At 45.7% G+C, this 16,901-nt stretch carries 12 protein-coding genes; 6 read left to right on the forward strand and 6 right to left on the reverse strand.

Annotated features, from left to right (window positions below; all coding sequences use genetic code 11):
* Nucleotides 1-207 precede the first annotated feature (207 nt).
* On the reverse strand, nucleotides 208-1,302 hold the full coding sequence (pilM, locus tag QT979_RS17660; RefSeq protein WP_333214636.1) for a type IV pilus assembly protein PilM: 1,095 nt from the start codon (nucleotides 1,300-1,302) through the stop codon (nucleotides 208-210).
* A 380-nt stretch (nucleotides 1,303-1,682) separates the two neighbouring features.
* Between pilM and QT979_RS17665 the strand changes: the two genes are divergently transcribed.
* Nucleotides 1,683-2,966, forward strand: a complete 1,284-nt coding sequence (locus QT979_RS17665; RefSeq protein ID WP_333311247.1) for a sugar ABC transporter substrate-binding protein — start codon at nucleotides 1,683-1,685, stop codon at nucleotides 2,964-2,966.
* Nucleotides 2,967-3,015: 49 nt separating this feature from the next.
* On the opposite strand, the gene QT979_RS17670 is transcribed toward QT979_RS17665, so the two are convergent.
* From QT979_RS17670 to QT979_RS17680, 3 genes are all read right to left on the reverse strand, one after another.
* The gene (locus tag QT979_RS17670; protein ID WP_333311248.1) at nucleotides 3,016-3,447 is read right to left on the reverse strand and encodes a type II toxin-antitoxin system VapC family toxin; all 432 of its coding nucleotides are present in this window, start codon (nucleotides 3,445-3,447) and stop codon (nucleotides 3,016-3,018) included.
* Complete coding sequence (locus QT979_RS17675) at nucleotides 3,444-4,175, reverse strand: hypothetical protein (protein WP_333311249.1); 732 nt, start codon at nucleotides 4,173-4,175, stop codon at nucleotides 3,444-3,446. The genes QT979_RS17670 and QT979_RS17675 overlap by 4 nt, the downstream gene beginning before the upstream one ends.
* 327 nt (nucleotides 4,176-4,502) lie before the next feature.
* Nucleotides 4,503-5,768 (reverse strand): folylpolyglutamate synthase/dihydrofolate synthase family protein, encoded by a 1,266-nt coding sequence (locus QT979_RS17680; protein ID WP_333311250.1) that lies wholly within the window; start codon nucleotides 5,766-5,768, stop codon nucleotides 4,503-4,505.
* A gap of 78 nt (nucleotides 5,769-5,846) precedes the next feature.
* Between QT979_RS17680 and QT979_RS17685 the strand changes: the two genes are divergently transcribed.
* Nucleotides 5,847-6,839, forward strand: a complete 993-nt coding sequence (locus QT979_RS17685; protein WP_333311251.1) for a DNA cytosine methyltransferase — start codon at nucleotides 5,847-5,849, stop codon at nucleotides 6,837-6,839.
* 234 nt (nucleotides 6,840-7,073) lie between these two features.
* Here QT979_RS17685 and QT979_RS17690 read toward each other — a convergent pair whose 3' ends face one another.
* Together QT979_RS17690 and rsmI are read right to left on the reverse strand one after the other, a co-directional pair.
* Complete coding sequence (locus tag QT979_RS17690; protein WP_333311252.1) at nucleotides 7,074-8,291, reverse strand: glycosyltransferase; 1,218 nt, start codon at nucleotides 8,289-8,291, stop codon at nucleotides 7,074-7,076.
* Nucleotides 8,292-8,369: 78 nt separating this feature from the next.
* A complete protein-coding gene (gene rsmI / locus QT979_RS17695; RefSeq protein ID WP_333311253.1) occupies nucleotides 8,370-9,251 on the reverse strand; it encodes a 16S rRNA (cytidine(1402)-2'-O)-methyltransferase in 882 nt (293 codons plus the stop codon).
* 69 nt (nucleotides 9,252-9,320) lie between these two features.
* Between rsmI and QT979_RS17700 the strand changes: the two genes are divergently transcribed.
* The 4 genes from QT979_RS17700 to QT979_RS17715 form a co-directional block, all read left to right on the forward strand.
* Nucleotides 9,321-10,181, forward strand: coding sequence for a sugar kinase (locus tag QT979_RS17700; protein WP_333311254.1), 861 nt, complete (start codon nucleotides 9,321-9,323; stop codon nucleotides 10,179-10,181).
* Nucleotides 10,182-10,413: 232 nt separating this feature from the next.
* Nucleotides 10,414-11,538, forward strand: a complete 1,125-nt coding sequence (locus tag QT979_RS17705; protein ID WP_333214619.1) for a cupin-like domain-containing protein — start codon at nucleotides 10,414-10,416, stop codon at nucleotides 11,536-11,538.
* A gap of 98 nt (nucleotides 11,539-11,636) precedes the next feature.
* Entirely contained in the window at nucleotides 11,637-12,515 is an 879-nt protein-coding gene (locus tag QT979_RS17710; RefSeq protein ID WP_333311255.1) for an inositol monophosphatase family protein, read from the forward strand.
* 456 nt (nucleotides 12,516-12,971) lie between these two features.
* Nucleotides 12,972-16,901 (forward strand): DUF4347 domain-containing protein (locus QT979_RS17715; protein WP_333311256.1); only part of this gene is annotated, 3,930 nt, incomplete at its 3' end.

Raw genomic sequence — 16,901 nt, forward strand, 5'->3', positions numbered from 1 at the left:
CAAGTGAAGGATTTATTTAGGGAAGAAAGAAACAACTTTTTGCCTTCTACTGAAGGAAGGGGCTGCTTCTACCTCAGATATATTCTACCTTTTACCTTCTACCTTCTACCTGTAATATTCTACCTTCTGCTTTCTGCCTTCTTCTTTTGGAAGGGGTTTTTACCTAAAATTCTCAAATCGGTTTTTCTCTCATCTAAAACTGTTAGGTCACATAACCTCCCTTAGTCCTAAACCTAGGGCGACTCCTAAACCTGCTCGCTGTTCTGGGGTAATTTCTTGGCTGATTTCGAGTCCTAGGGTTTCGATGGGATCGACTTGAGATGCGGGCAAGCTTAATCTTTGCATAAAAAATTCGTCTAGTTTGCCGATCGCAGCTCCAGGGCCTGCTAGCAGCAGTTGCGCTACTTCGAGTTCTTCGCTCTGGTTGAGGTAAAAGTCTACTGAGCGGCGCAGTTCGTCTGCTAGTTCTCCCAATACTTTTATCATCGCATTTGTTCCCGGATTGGCGTCTCCCGATGCGCCCATTGTATCTGTGACGGGCAGGGTCATGCCTTGCAGTTCGCTGGTGTCTCTGGTTGGCGGCAGGTTCATGGCTTGGTTGAGGGCAGTCTGGATTTGGTAGGTGCCGATCGGGATGGTACGGTTGAACTGAGGTATGCCGTCCACTACTATAGCTAACTCGGTGCTGTCAAATTCTATGGCGGTGAGAACAGCGGCTTCTTGGGAGGAAAATTGTTGCAGTTGGTCTTTGAGGGTGCGGATTAGGGCAAAACTGGTTACTTCTAGTACGTCTATAATCAGTCCGGCTTCTTTGAAGGTTTCGATGTATGTATCGGTAACTTCTCTCCGGGTTGCTACTAACACGACTTGCACTTTTTCTACTCCGTCGTCATCTACAAATAGGCCTATTTTTTGATAGTCTACGTCGGCGTCTTCTCTGGGAAACGGCAAGTACAGTCCTGCTTCTGCGTTCATGTAATCCCGCAGTTCTTCTTCGTTGAGTTCTGCGGGAACAGGGATTAAGCGGATGACAGCTTCGCGGCCGGGAATGGCTGTGGCTACTCGCTTGGCTTTGATTTTGTTTTCGGCGAGGACGGCTTTTATTAGTTCTGCCATTCCCGGCGGATCGACTATTTGTCCTTCTTGTATATAGTCTTCTGGAACTTCTATTGAGGCTAGGATGCCTAATTTTAATGCCTGAGCTTTCTTTTCGAGCTGAATGATGTTGATGCGGTCTGGGGCTATTTCGAGCCCGATTCCTGGCTGGCGTTGGGAAAGTAGACCTTTGAAAAAGTTAACCATGTGATTGGGTCGCCGATAATTGCTATTTTTTTCTTTTGTAGTTGGCCAGCCTGATTCAGCGCGCAGGCTTGTTGGAGGGTTGGTTTCCAACTGCCACCAGAGTGCTGTAATCTCGGTATCCCGCCGTAGCTACGCAGCTCCGTCTGTGTTGCGCGATCGCTAGTTCCGATTTTATGCTATCCAATTTACTTGACAATAGCTATTCTGCGGAGAATGTCAATAAATTCCAGCTCGATCGACCAAAAACCCGCCGATTCTGCACAAAAACAGACTATCTCGCTCCTGAACCCAGGTACAAAACTCTGTTACTGACTCATCGCGCTTGATTCGGGCGAGCGCTTTTTTGTCTGACGGTTCCCATAACTCTCAAATTTTATTCTATGAAACGTAAATCTTGGCAACTTTTTGCTGTTTTTGGGCTGGTGGGGCTGCTGCTGGCGGCGGTGGTGAGTTGCAGCAAGCCGGCTGTTAATTCCCAGGCAAATAATACGCAGGCAATCGAGTTCTGGACCATGCAGCTTCAACCTCAGTTTACTGAGTATTTCAACAAGACGATCGCCGGTTTTGAAGCGGAAAATCCGGGGGTGAAGGTGCGTTGGGTGGACGTTCCTTGGTCGGCTATGGAAAGCAAAATTTTGGGGGCTGTTTCGGCGAAAACTGCGCCGGATGTGGTGAACCTAAATCCGGATTTTGCTTCGCTGTTGGCGGGACGCAATGCTTGGCTGGATTTGGATTCTCGGATTCCGCAGCAAGTTCGTGAGCTCTATCTCCCAAATATCTGGAAAGCTAGTGTACTCGACGGCAAGACTTTTGGCATTCCTTGGTATCTCACGACTGGGGTGACAATTTACAATACGGACTTGTTGAAGAAGGCGGGAATTGCTAAGCCTCCTGCTACTTATGCCGAGTTGGCAACTGTTGCGAAGCAGGTGAAGGAGAAGACTGGTAAGTTTGCTTTTTTTGTGACTTTTGTGCCGGAAGATTCGGCGGAAGTTTTGCAATCTTTCGTGCAAATGGGTGTGCCTTTGGTTGACGCTAAAGGCAAGGCGGCTTTTAATACTGCTAAGGGCAAAGCGGTTTTTCAGTATTGGGTGGATTTGTACAAGAACGGACTTTTGCCACAGGATGTTTTGGTGCAGGGACATCGCAGGGCGATCGAGCTTTATCAAGCTGGGGAAACTACTTTGTTGGCTTCCGGCCCTCAGTTTTTGAAGGCGATTGCTGAGAATGCTCCGAGTATTGGTGCTGTTTCGGCTGCTGCGCCTCAAATTACGGGGGAAACAGGTAAGAAGACTGTGGCGGTGATGAATTTGGTTGTGCCTCGCGACAGCAAGCGCCCTGATGATGCTGTCAAGTTTGCTTTGTACGTGACTAATTCTCAAAATCAGTTGGCTTTTGCTAAGGCTGCTAATGTTTTGCCTTCTACGGTTGAAGCTTTGCAGGACGATTATTTTAAAAACGTTGCGACTGATGCTCCCGCAGCCGATCGAGCTCGCGTTGTTAGTGCTTCTGGGTTGAGTTCCGCCGAGCTATTGATTCCGCCTCTCAAGGATGTTAAGAAGCTGCAAAAGGCGATTTATGACAATTTGCAGGCGGCAATGTTGGATGAGAAGTCGGTAGATCAAGCTGTTGCTGATGCGGCTAAGGCTTGGGATCAAAGGTAGTTTTTAATTGAAGCTGGGGCGGGATTTTTTTTGATCTCGCCTCTTGCTTTTAAGGTTGAATAGTCCAGTCTTCCTGCACTAAACCAGGCACTTTCTCAAAATCTTGTTTGTTGCGCGTAACGAGGATAGCATTATTAGCAAGTACAATAGCAGCAATCCGCAAATCTTGCGTGCTGATGCGTATTTTTTGACGACGGAACTCAGTGTAAATAGTGAAAGCATTCTGGTCAAATTTCAGAATGTTGAGATTTTTGAAATCATCTAATGTATCCCATAACCTGGTGTAACCCCATACTAATTTGTCCGCTTGCGAAGATGTCGAAGCCTTTCTGATAAAATCGAACCAGCCGCGAATTGCTTCCTCTACGGTTACGATAGTTACAGCAAGGTTTTCTGCGTTAACCTCGACCCGCTGCACCATCACTGGATGTTTTTTTTGCAACTCGGAGAAACAATTCGTATCAAGTATGTATAGGCTCATTCTGTCTCAACCGCAGCGTCAATTTGACTGTAATAAGCTTCGGTTTCTGCATCGAGTTCGCGGCGATATTCTTCTATGTGTGCCAATACCTCATCGTAATACGGATCGTTTTCATACTTACCAGCTAACCTCACCCAAGGATTGTTCGATCGACTAGAAGTAAGTTTGACAGAGACGATTTCTGCTTCGGCTAGCTGGGCATTTACTAATTCGTGAAGATTTTGCAGTGCTTGCGATCGCGTCTCGCCAAAAGCTTTACATTCGGGCCATCCCAGCAACGCTGCACTGACTGTTCTGTCTGATTCGTTTTTAATGATTACGTGAGCCGTTGAGCTGTCGAACTCGCCCCCAAAGTTAGTGCGATCGGCTGCGCGAATGTCGCAGGTAGCGTTACCTGTTAAGAGTGTTTTTGTCTTGACTGTCTCCTTGGTGTTTTCCTGGCGCGACTTTTCTCTTTCTGCCATGATAAGCGGGTCTGCTTTGCGAACCGCGTCCAAAAATTTGACCATGTTTACTCTATCCTTGGTGTTTTCCTGGAGGAACTTTTCTAGTGCTTCTTGCCACCTCGCCGAGTCACCAGATACCTTGACTATAGAATAATCGATGTTTTCCTGACGCTGCTTGATTATGTTTCGCCTGAAAAGCTCGTCAAATAGTAAAGTTTGCTCTTGGGCTGGCAAAGCTTCTATATATTCAATTAGCGTTTGCACCGATATAAGGCTGCTCATAAACTTCTATCTCTAAATTTTTCTAAACTCACTTGTATTGTAACAAAAATTGGGCATTGGGCATGGGGCATTAATTTTCTTTTAGATTACCTCTTGCTTTTTTATGCTACTTGACGTATTATTAAATAATGGGAATTTGTGTCGCCATATATAAGCATATATAAGCTTTTAAGTTATTATCGAATGATGAAATTACCGCCTCTTCACAACGCGGATTCTATTCTCCTATTCGTTGCTAACGGACATGAGGTTACGACAAGAAACCCAGTGTCTATGAAGCACCTCTTGCCAGTTTACCCGAAGAATTCATCTTAAGGCAGGATGCGTTTAAGCTTGGGATTGTTGTTGTTGTAGAAAATAGCCTACGAGATAAAGCGAACCGCAAAGGATTGTTAGGTTGTCATCTGTAACAGCAGCGTCTAAAGCTGTTGTTAAGTCGGGGAAGGCTTGACAGAAAGTTAATTCGGGGCAGATAATTTGAGCGAGGGTGGCTAATTCTGCGGGTGATGATGAGTTTTGATCGGGTACGGGTACTAGGTAAAGTCGATCGCCCTTTTTGAGTAATGCTTTCAAAATATCATCGCAGTCTTTAGTCGCAAGAATGCCGATTACCCAGTTAATCGGTGACGGGTGATTGTTCAGGCGATCGACATATTCACGCAGGGCGATCGCGGCGGCGGGGTTGTGCGCGCCGTCAATTAATATATTGCGGTTTTTCCAAGTTGTCTGCTGGAGTCTTCCGGGCCATTGGGTTTTGGCGATACCGTTTTCGATGGCGGTTGGAGAAATTTGCCATCCTTGGTTTTGGAGAGTTTGCAAAGTTGCGATCGCAATTGCTGAATTCATTAGTTGAATTTTTCCCAGCAGCGGCAATTTATATTTTATTTTAACCGCATTTTGATTTAACTGATATTCTGCGAATCCTTGTCCTAAATCTATTGCTGGTTTTACCCAAGTTGCCGGACAGTCTAATTCTTGAATGCGTTTTTCTACTACTATTCTAGCTGATTCTGGCAATTCTCCGATAACTGCCGGACATTTTGCTTTAAGAATTCCCGCTTTTTCCCCAGCAATATCTGCCACGGTGGGGCCGAGTATTTGCCAGTGATCGAGACTGATAGAAGTGATGACGCTAACGAGAGGTGTTTCGCAAACGTTAGTCGCGTCTAATCTACCGCCCAATCCAGTTTCTATGACTGCGATGTCTGTTTTTTGTTCGGCGAAATACAGCCAAGCTGCTGCGGTGATTATTTCAAATTGAGTGGGAGTTTCGGTGTTATTTTCGGTAGCGGCGACAACTCGTTCTAGACACTGTTGCAATTCTGTTGGGGAAATCGGTTTTTGGTTGATGCAAATTCTTTCTGTCCAATCGATTAAATGCGGGGATGTGTAGCGTCCAACTCGATAGCCTGCTTCTGTTAGTACGGAAGAGAGATAAGCGCAAACGGAACCTTTGCCATTGGTGCCGGCAATGTGGATAATGGGTACTTGTTGGTGGGGGTTGTCTAGTTTTTGGAGAAGTTGGTGAATTCTTTCTAAGCCGAGATGGACGCCGAAATGTTGGTAAGATTGAAGGATGGATTCTGCATTCATTGAGGATTATTGGATTTTTTAACGAACCGCGAAGGCGCGAAAGGCGCGAAGGAAGAGAGGAGATAGATGTCGATAGGTATGAATATTATTTCTCTATTTTCGGGTTGTGGGGGGTTGGATTTGGGTTTTCGCTTGGCTGGGTTTAATCCGGTTTGGGCGAATGAATATGATAAGTCTATTTGGGATACGTATAATTTCAATCATCCTGAAACTATTTTAGATCGCAGAGATATCAGGAAAATCAAATCTGATGAAATTCCTAACTGTATTGGGATAATTGGCGGGCCTCCTTGTCAAAGTTGGAGTGAAGCAGGGGCGAAACGGGGGATTGATGACAGTCGGGGTCAACTTTTCTGGGAGTATATCAGAATTGTGCGGGACAAGCAGCCTTTGTTTTTTTTAGCTGAGAATGTTAGCGGTATCTTAGCTGCCAGAAACAAGGATGCTTTCACTTATATATTATCGCAGTTTGAGGACATCGGATATCGGGTTTCGTACAAGTTGTTGAATGCTAGAAATTTTGGTGTTCCGCAAGATAGGCAAAGGGTGATTGTTGTTGGCTATCGGGAAACTCTGGGTTTTGGTTTTGAGTTTCCCGAACCGGGAACTGAGGTTTTGACGCTGAAAGATGCGATTTTTGATTTGCAGGCGATCGCGCCAATGTCAGTTAAGGGTAAATTAGATAATTATCACGATTCTGTCCCAAATCACGAATGTGCGGATTTGGGGTTTTCCAGCCTTTATATGTCGCGCAATCGAGTTAGAAGTTGGTCAGAACCTTCTTTTACAATTCAGGCAAGCGGCAGACACGCACCTCTCCATCCTCAAGCTAGTAAAATGATTTTGGTTGGCAAAGACAAACGCATTTTTGACCCTAATTCGCCTTTGCCTTACCGTCGGCTTTCTGTGCGAGAGTGTGCGAGAGTTCAGACTTTCCCGGATGACTTTATTTTTAGGTACAAGTATATTGGTGATGGATACAAAATGGTCGGCAATGCTGTTCCTGTGAATTTGGCTAGAGTTTTGGCAAGTAAGATTTTTGAGGATATTGTCATAGGGCATAGGACATAGGGCATAGGACATAGGGCATCGGGCATCGGGCATCGGGCATCGGGCATCGGGCATCGGGCATTGGTGTCAACTTAAGCCGACCATCTACCAGTCGCTAGGGAATGAATTCCACGGGGCTTTTAGCGAAAGTCCTCGCTATGAAGACTAATCTCAAATCCCGTTGACATTAGAATTATTCATCTCTCTCTTCTCTTCCTCTGTGTCCTCTGTGGTTTCATCATTCCGAATTATCTGTCATTGAAACTTGGTTAACTGACCGAGATTGTGCTGAATCGCATTTGTCCCGCGAATATGAGACAAGGGAGAACCTCCGTACAAAAAGCTATTCAAACTAACTTGATAATTTTGCTGAACTGCTAAATCCAGCCACAAATTGTTAATAGCATCTCCCGGTTTGTAGTCGGGAATGTTGTGCTGATAGTAAGGAAAACTGTCTATACAAGTATTGAAAAAGTTCTTGCGCCCGCAATGCTTTAAATACTGATATCGCGGTTTGAATTCTGTTTGATTTTCCAATACTGTATATATAGTATCTGCGAGAGATTCCGGGTCAAATTTGGCGTAAAGACCCGCACCTTCGGGGAAAACAGGCGAGTTTCCTCTGGCGTATTGGTTGAATTCTTCAAAACAAATTACTGGTACGTTGCAACTCATGGCTTCGGTAATTCCCCTGTTTTTTCCTTCGAGGAGGGAACCGAGGACGAATGCTTGGGCTCGTGAATAATATGTGGGGATTTCGCTGTAGTAGTCTACTCTTGGCACTAAGTTAATGTAGTCCGAGGGATTGGTTAAAATTTCCTCGACTTGTTGCCATTCTTTTAAGGCGTACTGGTCGAGAGTTTTCAGGTTGCTAGCATCAAATTCGTGGCCGGTGACTACTGTTAATTTAATCGGTTTTTGCGGATATTTTTGGCGGTAAACTTTTAAGGCTTTTGCTATGATTGGCAAATTTTTTTCTTCGGAAATTCGGGAGACGGCTAGCAAGTCTATGTCTTTGGCGGGGACGTTGCGAGGGGAAATTAAGTATTCGTTGATGAAGTCGGTGTCTTGCAGTGGTATGATTGGTTTGTGGGCGCGATCGACATAAGTTTCGCGAAACCATTTATCTCGCTGCGGGTTTTTGTATAAACTGGAGTAGGCGTCAGCTATGGGGGCCCAGGAGTAGGAGATTCCGGGGGAATAGGTGAAGGAGAAAAATACTGAGGAAAGTTGGGGAAATAGTTTGTTGATGAGTTCGACTGCTTCGCTGAAGTAAATTCCTTTGATGAAACGCCCTTCGTAAAATAGTGGGGGAAGCAAGACGTAGAAACTGACGGTATCGAAGCGGTGGGGTTGGTCTTCAAATATCTCCCAGGTAAAGGCGTCTAAGTCTGCATAAATTTCGGCGATTGGTTTGTTGATGTGGGGGTTGCGTAAATATGGCTTTTGTCGATCGTAGTTTCCGCGTACCATATAATTCTGAGTGTGAGTATCTAGCTTTTTTTATTTAACCGCAGAGGCCGCAGAGGCCGCAGAGAAGAAGAGAGATATTCACAAGTCATCCACGGGCTGTTCTAATGATTCATTGTCGCCAATTGTGAGGGCGAGTTGGTATATTTGGCGCCGGGGGAGGGATGTTTGTTGCGCTAGCTGGCGACTGGCTTGGGAACGACTTATGCCTTCGGCAATTAATGTTTGCAATTCTGCTTTAATGGCGTCTTCGGAAAATATTGGGGCTGCTGTTTGGATGCCGGCAATTATGAGGGTAAATTCTCCCTGGGGTTCGCGATTGGTGTAAAGTGCGATCGCACTTTCTATACTACCACGCCAAAACTCTTCGTGCATTTTAGTTAACTCTCTCGCCAGCACAATCTGTCTGTCGCTGCCCAAAGTAGTTGCTAAATCTTGTAAAGTTTGCCGCAATCGGTGGGGAGATTCGTATAATATTATAGTGCGAGATTCTATTTGCAAAGCTTCTAAACTCTGTTGGCGTTCTTGGCCTTTAACGGGTAAGAAACCTTCAAATACAAATCTTTCAGTGGGTAATCCTGATGCAGTTATGCCAACAATGCAGGCGGTCGGGCCGGGAATCGGAATAATGTTAATATTAGCATCGGCGCAGGCTTTAACTAACTCGGAACCGGGGTCAGAAATTCCCGGCATTCCAGCATCGGTGACGAGGGCGATATCTTTGCCTAAATGCAGTTTGTCGATGAGTTCGGGAAGTCGCTGGTGTTGGTTGTGTTCGTGATAGCTGATTTGGGGAGTTTTGATTTGGAAATGGTGCAAAAGTTTGCCTGTATGGCGGGTGTCTTCGGCGGCGATGAAGTCTACTGTTTGCAAGATTCGGATGGCGCGAAATGTCATGTCTTCGAGGTTGCCGATCGGGGTTCCTACGATGTAAAGTGTTCCTGTGGTGGGATTTGCTTGCATTTTTAGATTGGGATTTTTAACCGCAGATGGGACACGGGCGGGACGCCCATGCCACACATTTAAGAAGATATGAAAACAGGATTGTTTTTGGGATTGGCGACGTTAGATTTAATTTATTTAGCCGGGAAGCCTCCAGGTGAAAATCAGAAAGTTGTTGCTTCTGATTGTACCATTGCTGCGGGCGGGCCGGCGGCCAATGCTGCGGTCACTTTTAGCTATTTGGGGAATGCGGCGGCATGGGCTGGGGCTTTGGGCACTCACGCGATCGCCCAATTAATTCGTGCAGACTTAGCGGAGTATAATGTCAGGATAATTGATTTGGAACCTGGGCGATCGCACTCGCCGCCAGTTTCCTCGATTATTGTAACTGAAGCAACGGGCGATCGATCGGTAATTTCCATCAATGCTACGAAATCGCAAGTTGACAGTCAAACAATTAACCAGGATATTTTAACATCAGTTAGTATGGTACTGCTTGACGGACATCAAATCGCAGCCAGCCAAGAAATTGCTCAACTTGCCCACTCGAAAAACATTCCCATTGTCCTCGACGGTGGCAGTTGGAAACCCGGATTAGAGGAAATATTGCCTTTCGTTGAATGGGCTGTATGTTCCGAGAATTTTCATCCGCCCAACTGCGACAATTCAGAACAAGTCTTTGCTTACCTGTCAGCAGCCGGAATTTCCCATATTGCCATCACGCGCGGCGAAAAATCAATTTTATACCTCAGCAATGGCAGTTACGGCACGATACAAGTACCTCAAATTCAAGCCACAGACACTTTAGGCGCAGGCGACATCTTTCACGGCGCTTTCTGTCACTACATTTTGCAAAATAACAACTTTACAGATACTCTCACTGCAGCAGCTAAAATCGCTTCCGATTCCTGCAAAAACTTCGGAACCCGCGCCTGGATGAATAAGGGTTAATTTTAATTAAAAATTAATCAAAGTATCCGGGGAAAACCCCTCCCAGCTAGAAAAGTTGAACTAGCAACACCTATTAAGTTAAAATCCTGACAGCAACCTCGACAAAATTTGTGAACTTCTCTCTTCTCTTCCTTCGCGCCCTTTGCGCCTTCGCGGTTCGTTAACCAAATTGCTATATTAGTAAGACAAGTTAAAGTCACACAAAACACTCCCAAAACAACATACCCGAATCATGGCTGACACCCAACCCCTAACTATCACCCTTCCCCCTTTGCGGATTACCCTCACAGAACAACAGCAAGTTAACCTAGAATGGCTGACACAAAACTTGCCCAATCTACTCACCCCAAGCAAACAAGAAGTCCCCGACAATATGAAACAGTGGGTGGCGGCCAACAAATTATTAAATCAACCCGACGCAGAAATCATTCAAGCCTTAATAAGTACCGGCCTAGATGCGGAAACAGCCACCGCAGAAGTTAGGGAAATATCATCTCATCCCTACTTTCAAGCAGGTAGTCAGTACGTGCAGTTATTGCAGAAATTAGAATCGCATCTCAGGATTAGCAATCAATTAGCTGCATTGTCTTCCAAGTTTGGCACAATCGAACGCAAAAGCAGCCTTTCTAGAGAGTATTTTCTCGAAAATTACTACGCCAAAAATACTCCAGTAATTATTACCAATATTATGCACAACTGGAAAGCGTTGCAGTTGTGGACGCCGGAGTATTTGCAGCAAAAATACGGCGATGCAGAGGTACAAATTCAAGCCAACCGCAACTCTGACCCGAATTACGAAATTAAGATAGAAAATCACAAAAAAATTGTTTTGTTCCGCAAATATGTAGACATGGTGGTCAAAGGTGGGCCTAGCAACGACTACTACATGGTGGCTAACAACCAAACTCTGGAAAGAGAGGAATTTAAACCCCTATTTAACGACATTGAAATTTTCCCAGAATACCTAAATCCAACGGATACAAAAGGCAGAGTTTTCTTTTGGTTTGGGCCGAAAGGCACGATTACACCGCTGCACCATGACCCAGTTAATTTAATTTTAGCTCAAGTGTCTGGTCGCAAACTAATTAAATTGATTTCTCCGCAACAAACACCTCTGCTTTATAATCACGTCGGGGTTTTCAGCAAGGTGGACGGAGAAAATCCCGATTATGACAAATACCCGCTTTACAGAGATGCGAAAATTATTGAAGTGATTTTGGAACCGGGAGAAGCTATCTTTATTCCTGTCGGTTGGTGGCATCATGTAAAATCATTGGAGGTTAGTATTTCGGTTTCTTTTACTAATTTTGTGTTTCCCAATTATTATGAATGGAAATATCCTCATATTAATTGGTAATTGCTAATGTATGGTTCCCCGGGGCGGACACAGGGGTACCGCCTCTACAGAAATCTGCGTTAATCGGCGTTCATCTGCGGTTCACAAAAAAGAAATTCATGAAAACTCTCGAAGAAATCAGCGAAATTGCCCGATCGATCGCCTGGAGTGCATCAGATATCCTACAATCCTATTATCGCCAGGATTGCCACACTCCTAACCTCGACATCCAGGAGAAAAAAGATGGCCCCATCACCGCTGCCGATGTCGCTGTCAATTCTTACATTCTCGACGAATTGCAGTCGGCTTTAGGGAATGCAGAATTTGGCTATCTCAGCGAAGAAACTTACAAATCTTATTTAGAAAAAAACGGTCAAATTCCCTTACCTCAAAGTTGGGTTTGGATTATTGACCCTTTGGATGGAACGCGAGATTTTATTGACAGGACAGGGGAATTTGCCGTTCACATTGCTTTAGCGTTCGAGGGAAGACCGGTATTAGCAGTTGTGGCTTGGCCCGAACAGCAAAAGATTTATTACGCAATCCGCGAGGCGGGCGCTTTTATGGAAAGTCGGGACGCTTCTGCGGTCAAATTGCAAGTTTCGGCGCGAAATATAGTGGCAGATTTATCTATAGTAACCAGCCGCAGTCACCGGGGCGATCGCTTTAATCAATTGTTACAAAAACTGCCTTGTCAAAATCAACTGGCTGTCGGTAGTATAGGCTGTAAAATTGCGACAATTGTAGAACAAAAGGCTGATGTTTATATTGCGCTTTCGGGAAAGTCTGCGCCTAAAGATTGGGATTTAGCGGCGCCCGAATTAATTTTGACTGAAGCGGGCGGTCAATTTACTCGTTTTGACGGTTCTACTTTGCAATATAACCGGGGAGATGTCAGTCAGTGGGGGGGATTGTTGGCGAGTAACGGCTGTTGTCACGCTGCTTTGTGTGGGGAAGCTGAGGGGATTTTAGCACGGATAGATGCGAGTTTGAAGTAAGTCCGCGCGTGCGAAGCTATCTCGTAGGGAATCGCCCGTAAAGATGGTCAAGAATAAGTTTTAGGGGCGGGTTTACGAGATAATTGGTATTAGGCAATTATCTCGTAAACCCGCCCCCATCCTTGCCCGAAAGTCCTCCAGGGCTTGAAAAAAGCGGCTCAATTACATCGCAGATATCTATCAAAAATCCCGATCTTAATATTTGAGTCTCATTACACTTGCAATTAAAGTGCTTTTGTGTTACTTCATCCACCTCGCGCTGGCTCATCCGTAATATTACTTAATAAATTTCCCCATCTTTATCAAAACTTTAATTAAAAAACTGTTTATAAAGAAAACTTTATATAGATTTTTAGAAAAAACAGTTATTGTTACTACAACATTCAGAAAGTGTTTCGGACGCAAGTCGCGAAACAGGGGAATTATTGTCTTTTTTTAGCTATTAGTAGGTGCAATATGCCAAATTTCAATAATCAAGTTTCTCCAAGTTCGATCGCCTTTATCGACACTCAAGTTGAAAATTATCAAAGTTTAGTCGCTGGGGTAAAACCGGGTACGGAAGTAGTCGTTGTGGATGGGAATAAAGATGCGATCGACCAAATTACTCAAATTTTAGCTCTTCGTACCAATATTGACAGCATTCACATCGTTTCTCACGGTGCTCCGGGTAGCTTGCAATTGGGCGACGGTAGCTTGAGTTTAGATGATATAGAGTGCGATCGGGATTCTCTACAGCAATGGTTTTCGCCACAAACCGACTCACTGGGCAAAAATCGACCTAATATCCTCCTCTACGGGTGCTGTGTAGCAGCAGGCGAGACAGGTAAAGCATTTGTCAAACGCCTGAGTGAGTTAACCGGGGCGTCGGTTGCGGCTTCCCAACACCTCACCGGAAGTGTAGCAAAGGGCGGCGACTGGGAACTGGAAGTCAAAACCGGGAAAATTGAAACGCCGCTGGTATTTGAAGCCGAAGTGTTAGCGGGTTACGAGTACGTTTTGAATAGTTTTGGTACTGCGACTAATTTTCCCGTAGGTTCAGATCCTGTCTTTGTGGATGCCGGTGATTTTAACGCCGACGGAAAAAAAGACTTAGCTGTGGCGAACAGTAACGTTTCCAACAGCGGCGGCAGCGGCCCTGGCACATCAATTCTGTTAGGAAATGGCACGGGTAGCTTTGGCACCTCTACTCTGTTGCCACAGGGAAAAAAAGCCCTCGCTGTCGCTAAATTTAATACAGATATCTATGACGACTTGGTTGTAGACAATGGCGGTGGTTCTCTATCAATATTTTTTGGGAGTAGCAGTGGTTTGGGGGTTCCCGTCAATCTATCTTTCGACTCGCTGATTTCCGCTCAATACATTGCTGCGGAAGATTTTAACGGTGACGGCCGGACAGACTTAGCTTTAGCTAGTTATCGCGCCACGGGTTCCACCAATACTAATGGTATCGTCTCAATTCTATTGCAGAATATTGATGGCACTTTTGCACCTCCTCAAAACTTTTTGGTAGTAAAATTACCTGAATCTATAGCCGTTGATGACTTTGATGGCAACGGCATAAAGGACTTGGCTGTGACGAGCACTCAACCTAGTAGTTCTAACAGCGTTTCAATTCTGCTGGGGAATGGCAGTGGGAGTTTTGGCGCTGCCAATAATATTACAGTGGGGTCGCGGCCATATTCTATGGCTGTGGGTAAGTTTAACAATGACTCCTTTCCCGACTTGGCTGTGACGAATTTCGAGTCTCAAAGCATCTCTATTCTGCTGGGAAATGGTAGTGGGGGCTTTACTACTACGGAAATTCCCGTGGGTTCGAGTCCCTCTTCTGTCACCGTTGCGGATCTCAACGGTGACTCCAAGCAAGACTTGGCTGTCCTGCAAAATGGCAAGGTTTCAACTCTGTTGGGAAATGGCAACGGCACATTTACCCAGACTGTGGATTTAGATGTGGGTTTGACTCTTAGTGCTGTTACTGCGAAAGATTTGAACGGGGACGGTTTGCCAGATTTAGCGGTGACAAACTTTTCTTCAAATAACGTTTCTGTTTTTCTGAATACACCAAATACAGTTAATTTTGGTGCGGCAACCTACCCTGGTACAGAAGGAACAACAGATACAGTAGTTAATGTTCCTGTCACCATCAGCGGCGGCACACCCTTTGCCGATGTAACTGTACCAATTGTCATCGACCCCAGTAGCACAGCCACCCCTAATTCAGACTACACTTTTTCACCTACCTCGATTACATTCCCCGCAGGTACAACAGGTGCGGCACTCACCCAGAATGTTGCAGTTACTATCAAACCTGACAACATAGCTGAAAACGCCGAAACCGGAATTTTCAACTTTGGCACAATCACCGGAGGCATTGCCGGTACAACCAAACAAACAACATTAACTATTGCAGCCAACGGTACAGTTTCTTATGCCATTGCCGCCGGTACTCCCAGCATTCCTGAAGGCAACACTGGCACAAAACCTCTGACTTTCACCGCCACTCGCAGCGGCAACACAGGCGGGGCAAGTAGCGTCAATTATACGATCGCCGGAACAGCTACAAACGTCAGCGATTACAACAACATCGGCGGCACTTCAGGCGCAACTGCTGCTACTGGCACAATTAATTTTGCCCCCGATGAAACATCCAAAACTATTACTCTGGATGTATTAGGCGACTCCCAAGGTGAACCCGACGAAACCATAGCCGTCACCCTTTCAAATCCCACAGGCCCGGGCGTAACACCGACAATTACCACTGCTACCGCTACCACAACTATTACTAATGATGACAAAGCTGGCTTTACTATTAACCCAACAGCATTAACTACAAGTGAAGTTGGTGGCAAGGCAGAATTTACAGTCAAACTCAACTCTCAACCCACTGCTGACGTTACCATCGGTTTGAGCAGTTCCAATGTTGCCGAAGGAACAGTTTCAACTAATAGCTTAACTTTCACTCCTGCTAACTACGCTCAACCGCAAACAATAACAGTGAGTGGTGTTGACGATTTAGTAGCTGATGGCCCTCTAGCATACAAAATTGTCACGGCTGCTGCTGTGAGTACCGATGTTAATTACAATAACCTCGATCCTGAAGATGTCACCGTCACCAACAGTGACAATGAAACTCCGGGAATTACGGTGAATCCGACGGCGGGATTAACTACTGGTGAAGATGGCACCAAGGCTAACTTTACTGTGGTTTTGAATACTCAGCCGACTGCTGATGTGACTATCGGTTTGAGCAGTGATAAGGTTGCGGAGGGAACTGTTTCCCCTGCTAGCATAACTTTCACTTCGGCTAACTGGAATACAGCACAACCAGTAACAGTAACAGGGGTTAACGATGGCATTGTTGACGGCAATATTGACTACAAAATTGTCACAGCGCTTGCTGTTAGCGACGATCCGAATTATAAGCTAGATGCAGCGGATGTTAGCCTTAGCAATAAAGACGATGATACCGCTGGTATTTCTATTACTCCCACAGCAACAACTGCTACAGAAGGCGGCGCGGCGGGCAGTTATGACATCAAATTAACATCGCAGCCGATGGCCCCTGTTACCATTAACTTTAATGCCGGAAGTGAAATAAATGCGATCGCGCCTGTTACCTTTGACAGCACGAATTGGAATGTTACCAAAACGGTCACAGTCACCGCTACCGACGATAGCAAAGCCGAAGGTACGCACAGCGGCACGATAGCTCACACTGTTACCAGTACCGACACTAAGTATAACGGCACAACAATTCAGGATGTCAATGTAGCGATTACCGACAACGACACAGCAGGTGTCAGCATTACACCTACGAGCACAACTGCTACAGAAGGCGGGGCGAATGGCAGTTATGAGCTTAAGTTAACGTCGGAGCCGATCGCTCCTGTTACCATTAACTTTAATGCCGGAAGTGAAATAAATGCGATCGGGACAATTACCTTTGACAGCACTAACTGGAATGTTGCCAAAACTGTCACTGTCACCGCTAACGACGATGCGGTTGTTGAAGGAAATCATACAGGCAGTATTTCTCATACGGCTGCGAGTGCTGATAGTAAGTATAGTGCGATCGCGATTCCGGGCGTGACAGTGGCGATTACTGATAACGACACTGCACCGACGCCAACTCCAGTTACACCGACGCCAACTCCAGTTACACCGACGCCAACGCCAGTTACACCGACGCCAACGCCAGTTACACCGACGCCAACTCCAGTTACACCGACGCCAACTCCAGTTACACCGACGCCAACTCCAGTTGCACCGACGCCAACGCCAGTTACACCGACGCCAACGCCAGTTACACCGACGCCAACGCCAGTTACACCGACGCCAACTCCAGTTACACCGACGCCAACTCCAGTTACACCGACGCCAACTCCAGTT

This window comes from Microcoleus sp. w2-18bC1, assembly GCF_036700365.1.
Lineage (GTDB): Bacteria > Cyanobacteriota > Cyanobacteriia > Cyanobacteriales > Microcoleaceae > Microcoleus.

Excerpts from the sequence above, each read along its gene's own strand:
- pilM (WP_333214636.1), bottom strand. The coding sequence starts at position 1,302 with ATGGTTAACTTTTTCAAAGGTCTACTTTCCCAACGCCAGCCAGGAATC.
- QT979_RS17665 (WP_333311247.1), top strand. The coding sequence starts at position 1,683 with ATGAAACGTAAATCTTGGCAACTTTTTGCTGTTTTTGGGCTGGTGGGG.
- QT979_RS17670 (WP_333311248.1), bottom strand. The coding sequence starts at position 3,447 with ATGAGCCTATACATACTTGATACGAATTGTTTCTCCGAGTTGCAAAAA.
- QT979_RS17675 (WP_333311249.1), bottom strand. The coding sequence starts at position 4,175 with ATGAGCAGCCTTATATCGGTGCAAACGCTAATTGAATATATAGAAGCT.
- QT979_RS17680 (WP_333311250.1), bottom strand. The coding sequence starts at position 5,768 with ATGAATGCAGAATCCATCCTTCAATCTTACCAACATTTCGGCGTCCAT.
- QT979_RS17685 (WP_333311251.1), top strand. The coding sequence starts at position 5,847 with ATGAATATTATTTCTCTATTTTCGGGTTGTGGGGGGTTGGATTTGGGT.
- QT979_RS17690 (WP_333311252.1), bottom strand. The coding sequence starts at position 8,291 with ATGGTACGCGGAAACTACGATCGACAAAAGCCATATTTACGCAACCCC.
- rsmI (WP_333311253.1), bottom strand. The coding sequence starts at position 9,251 with ATGCAAGCAAATCCCACCACAGGAACACTTTACATCGTAGGAACCCCG.
- QT979_RS17700 (WP_333311254.1), top strand. The coding sequence starts at position 9,321 with ATGAAAACAGGATTGTTTTTGGGATTGGCGACGTTAGATTTAATTTAT.
- QT979_RS17705 (WP_333214619.1), top strand. The coding sequence starts at position 10,414 with ATGGCTGACACCCAACCCCTAACTATCACCCTTCCCCCTTTGCGGATT.
- QT979_RS17710 (WP_333311255.1), top strand. The coding sequence starts at position 11,637 with ATGAAAACTCTCGAAGAAATCAGCGAAATTGCCCGATCGATCGCCTGG.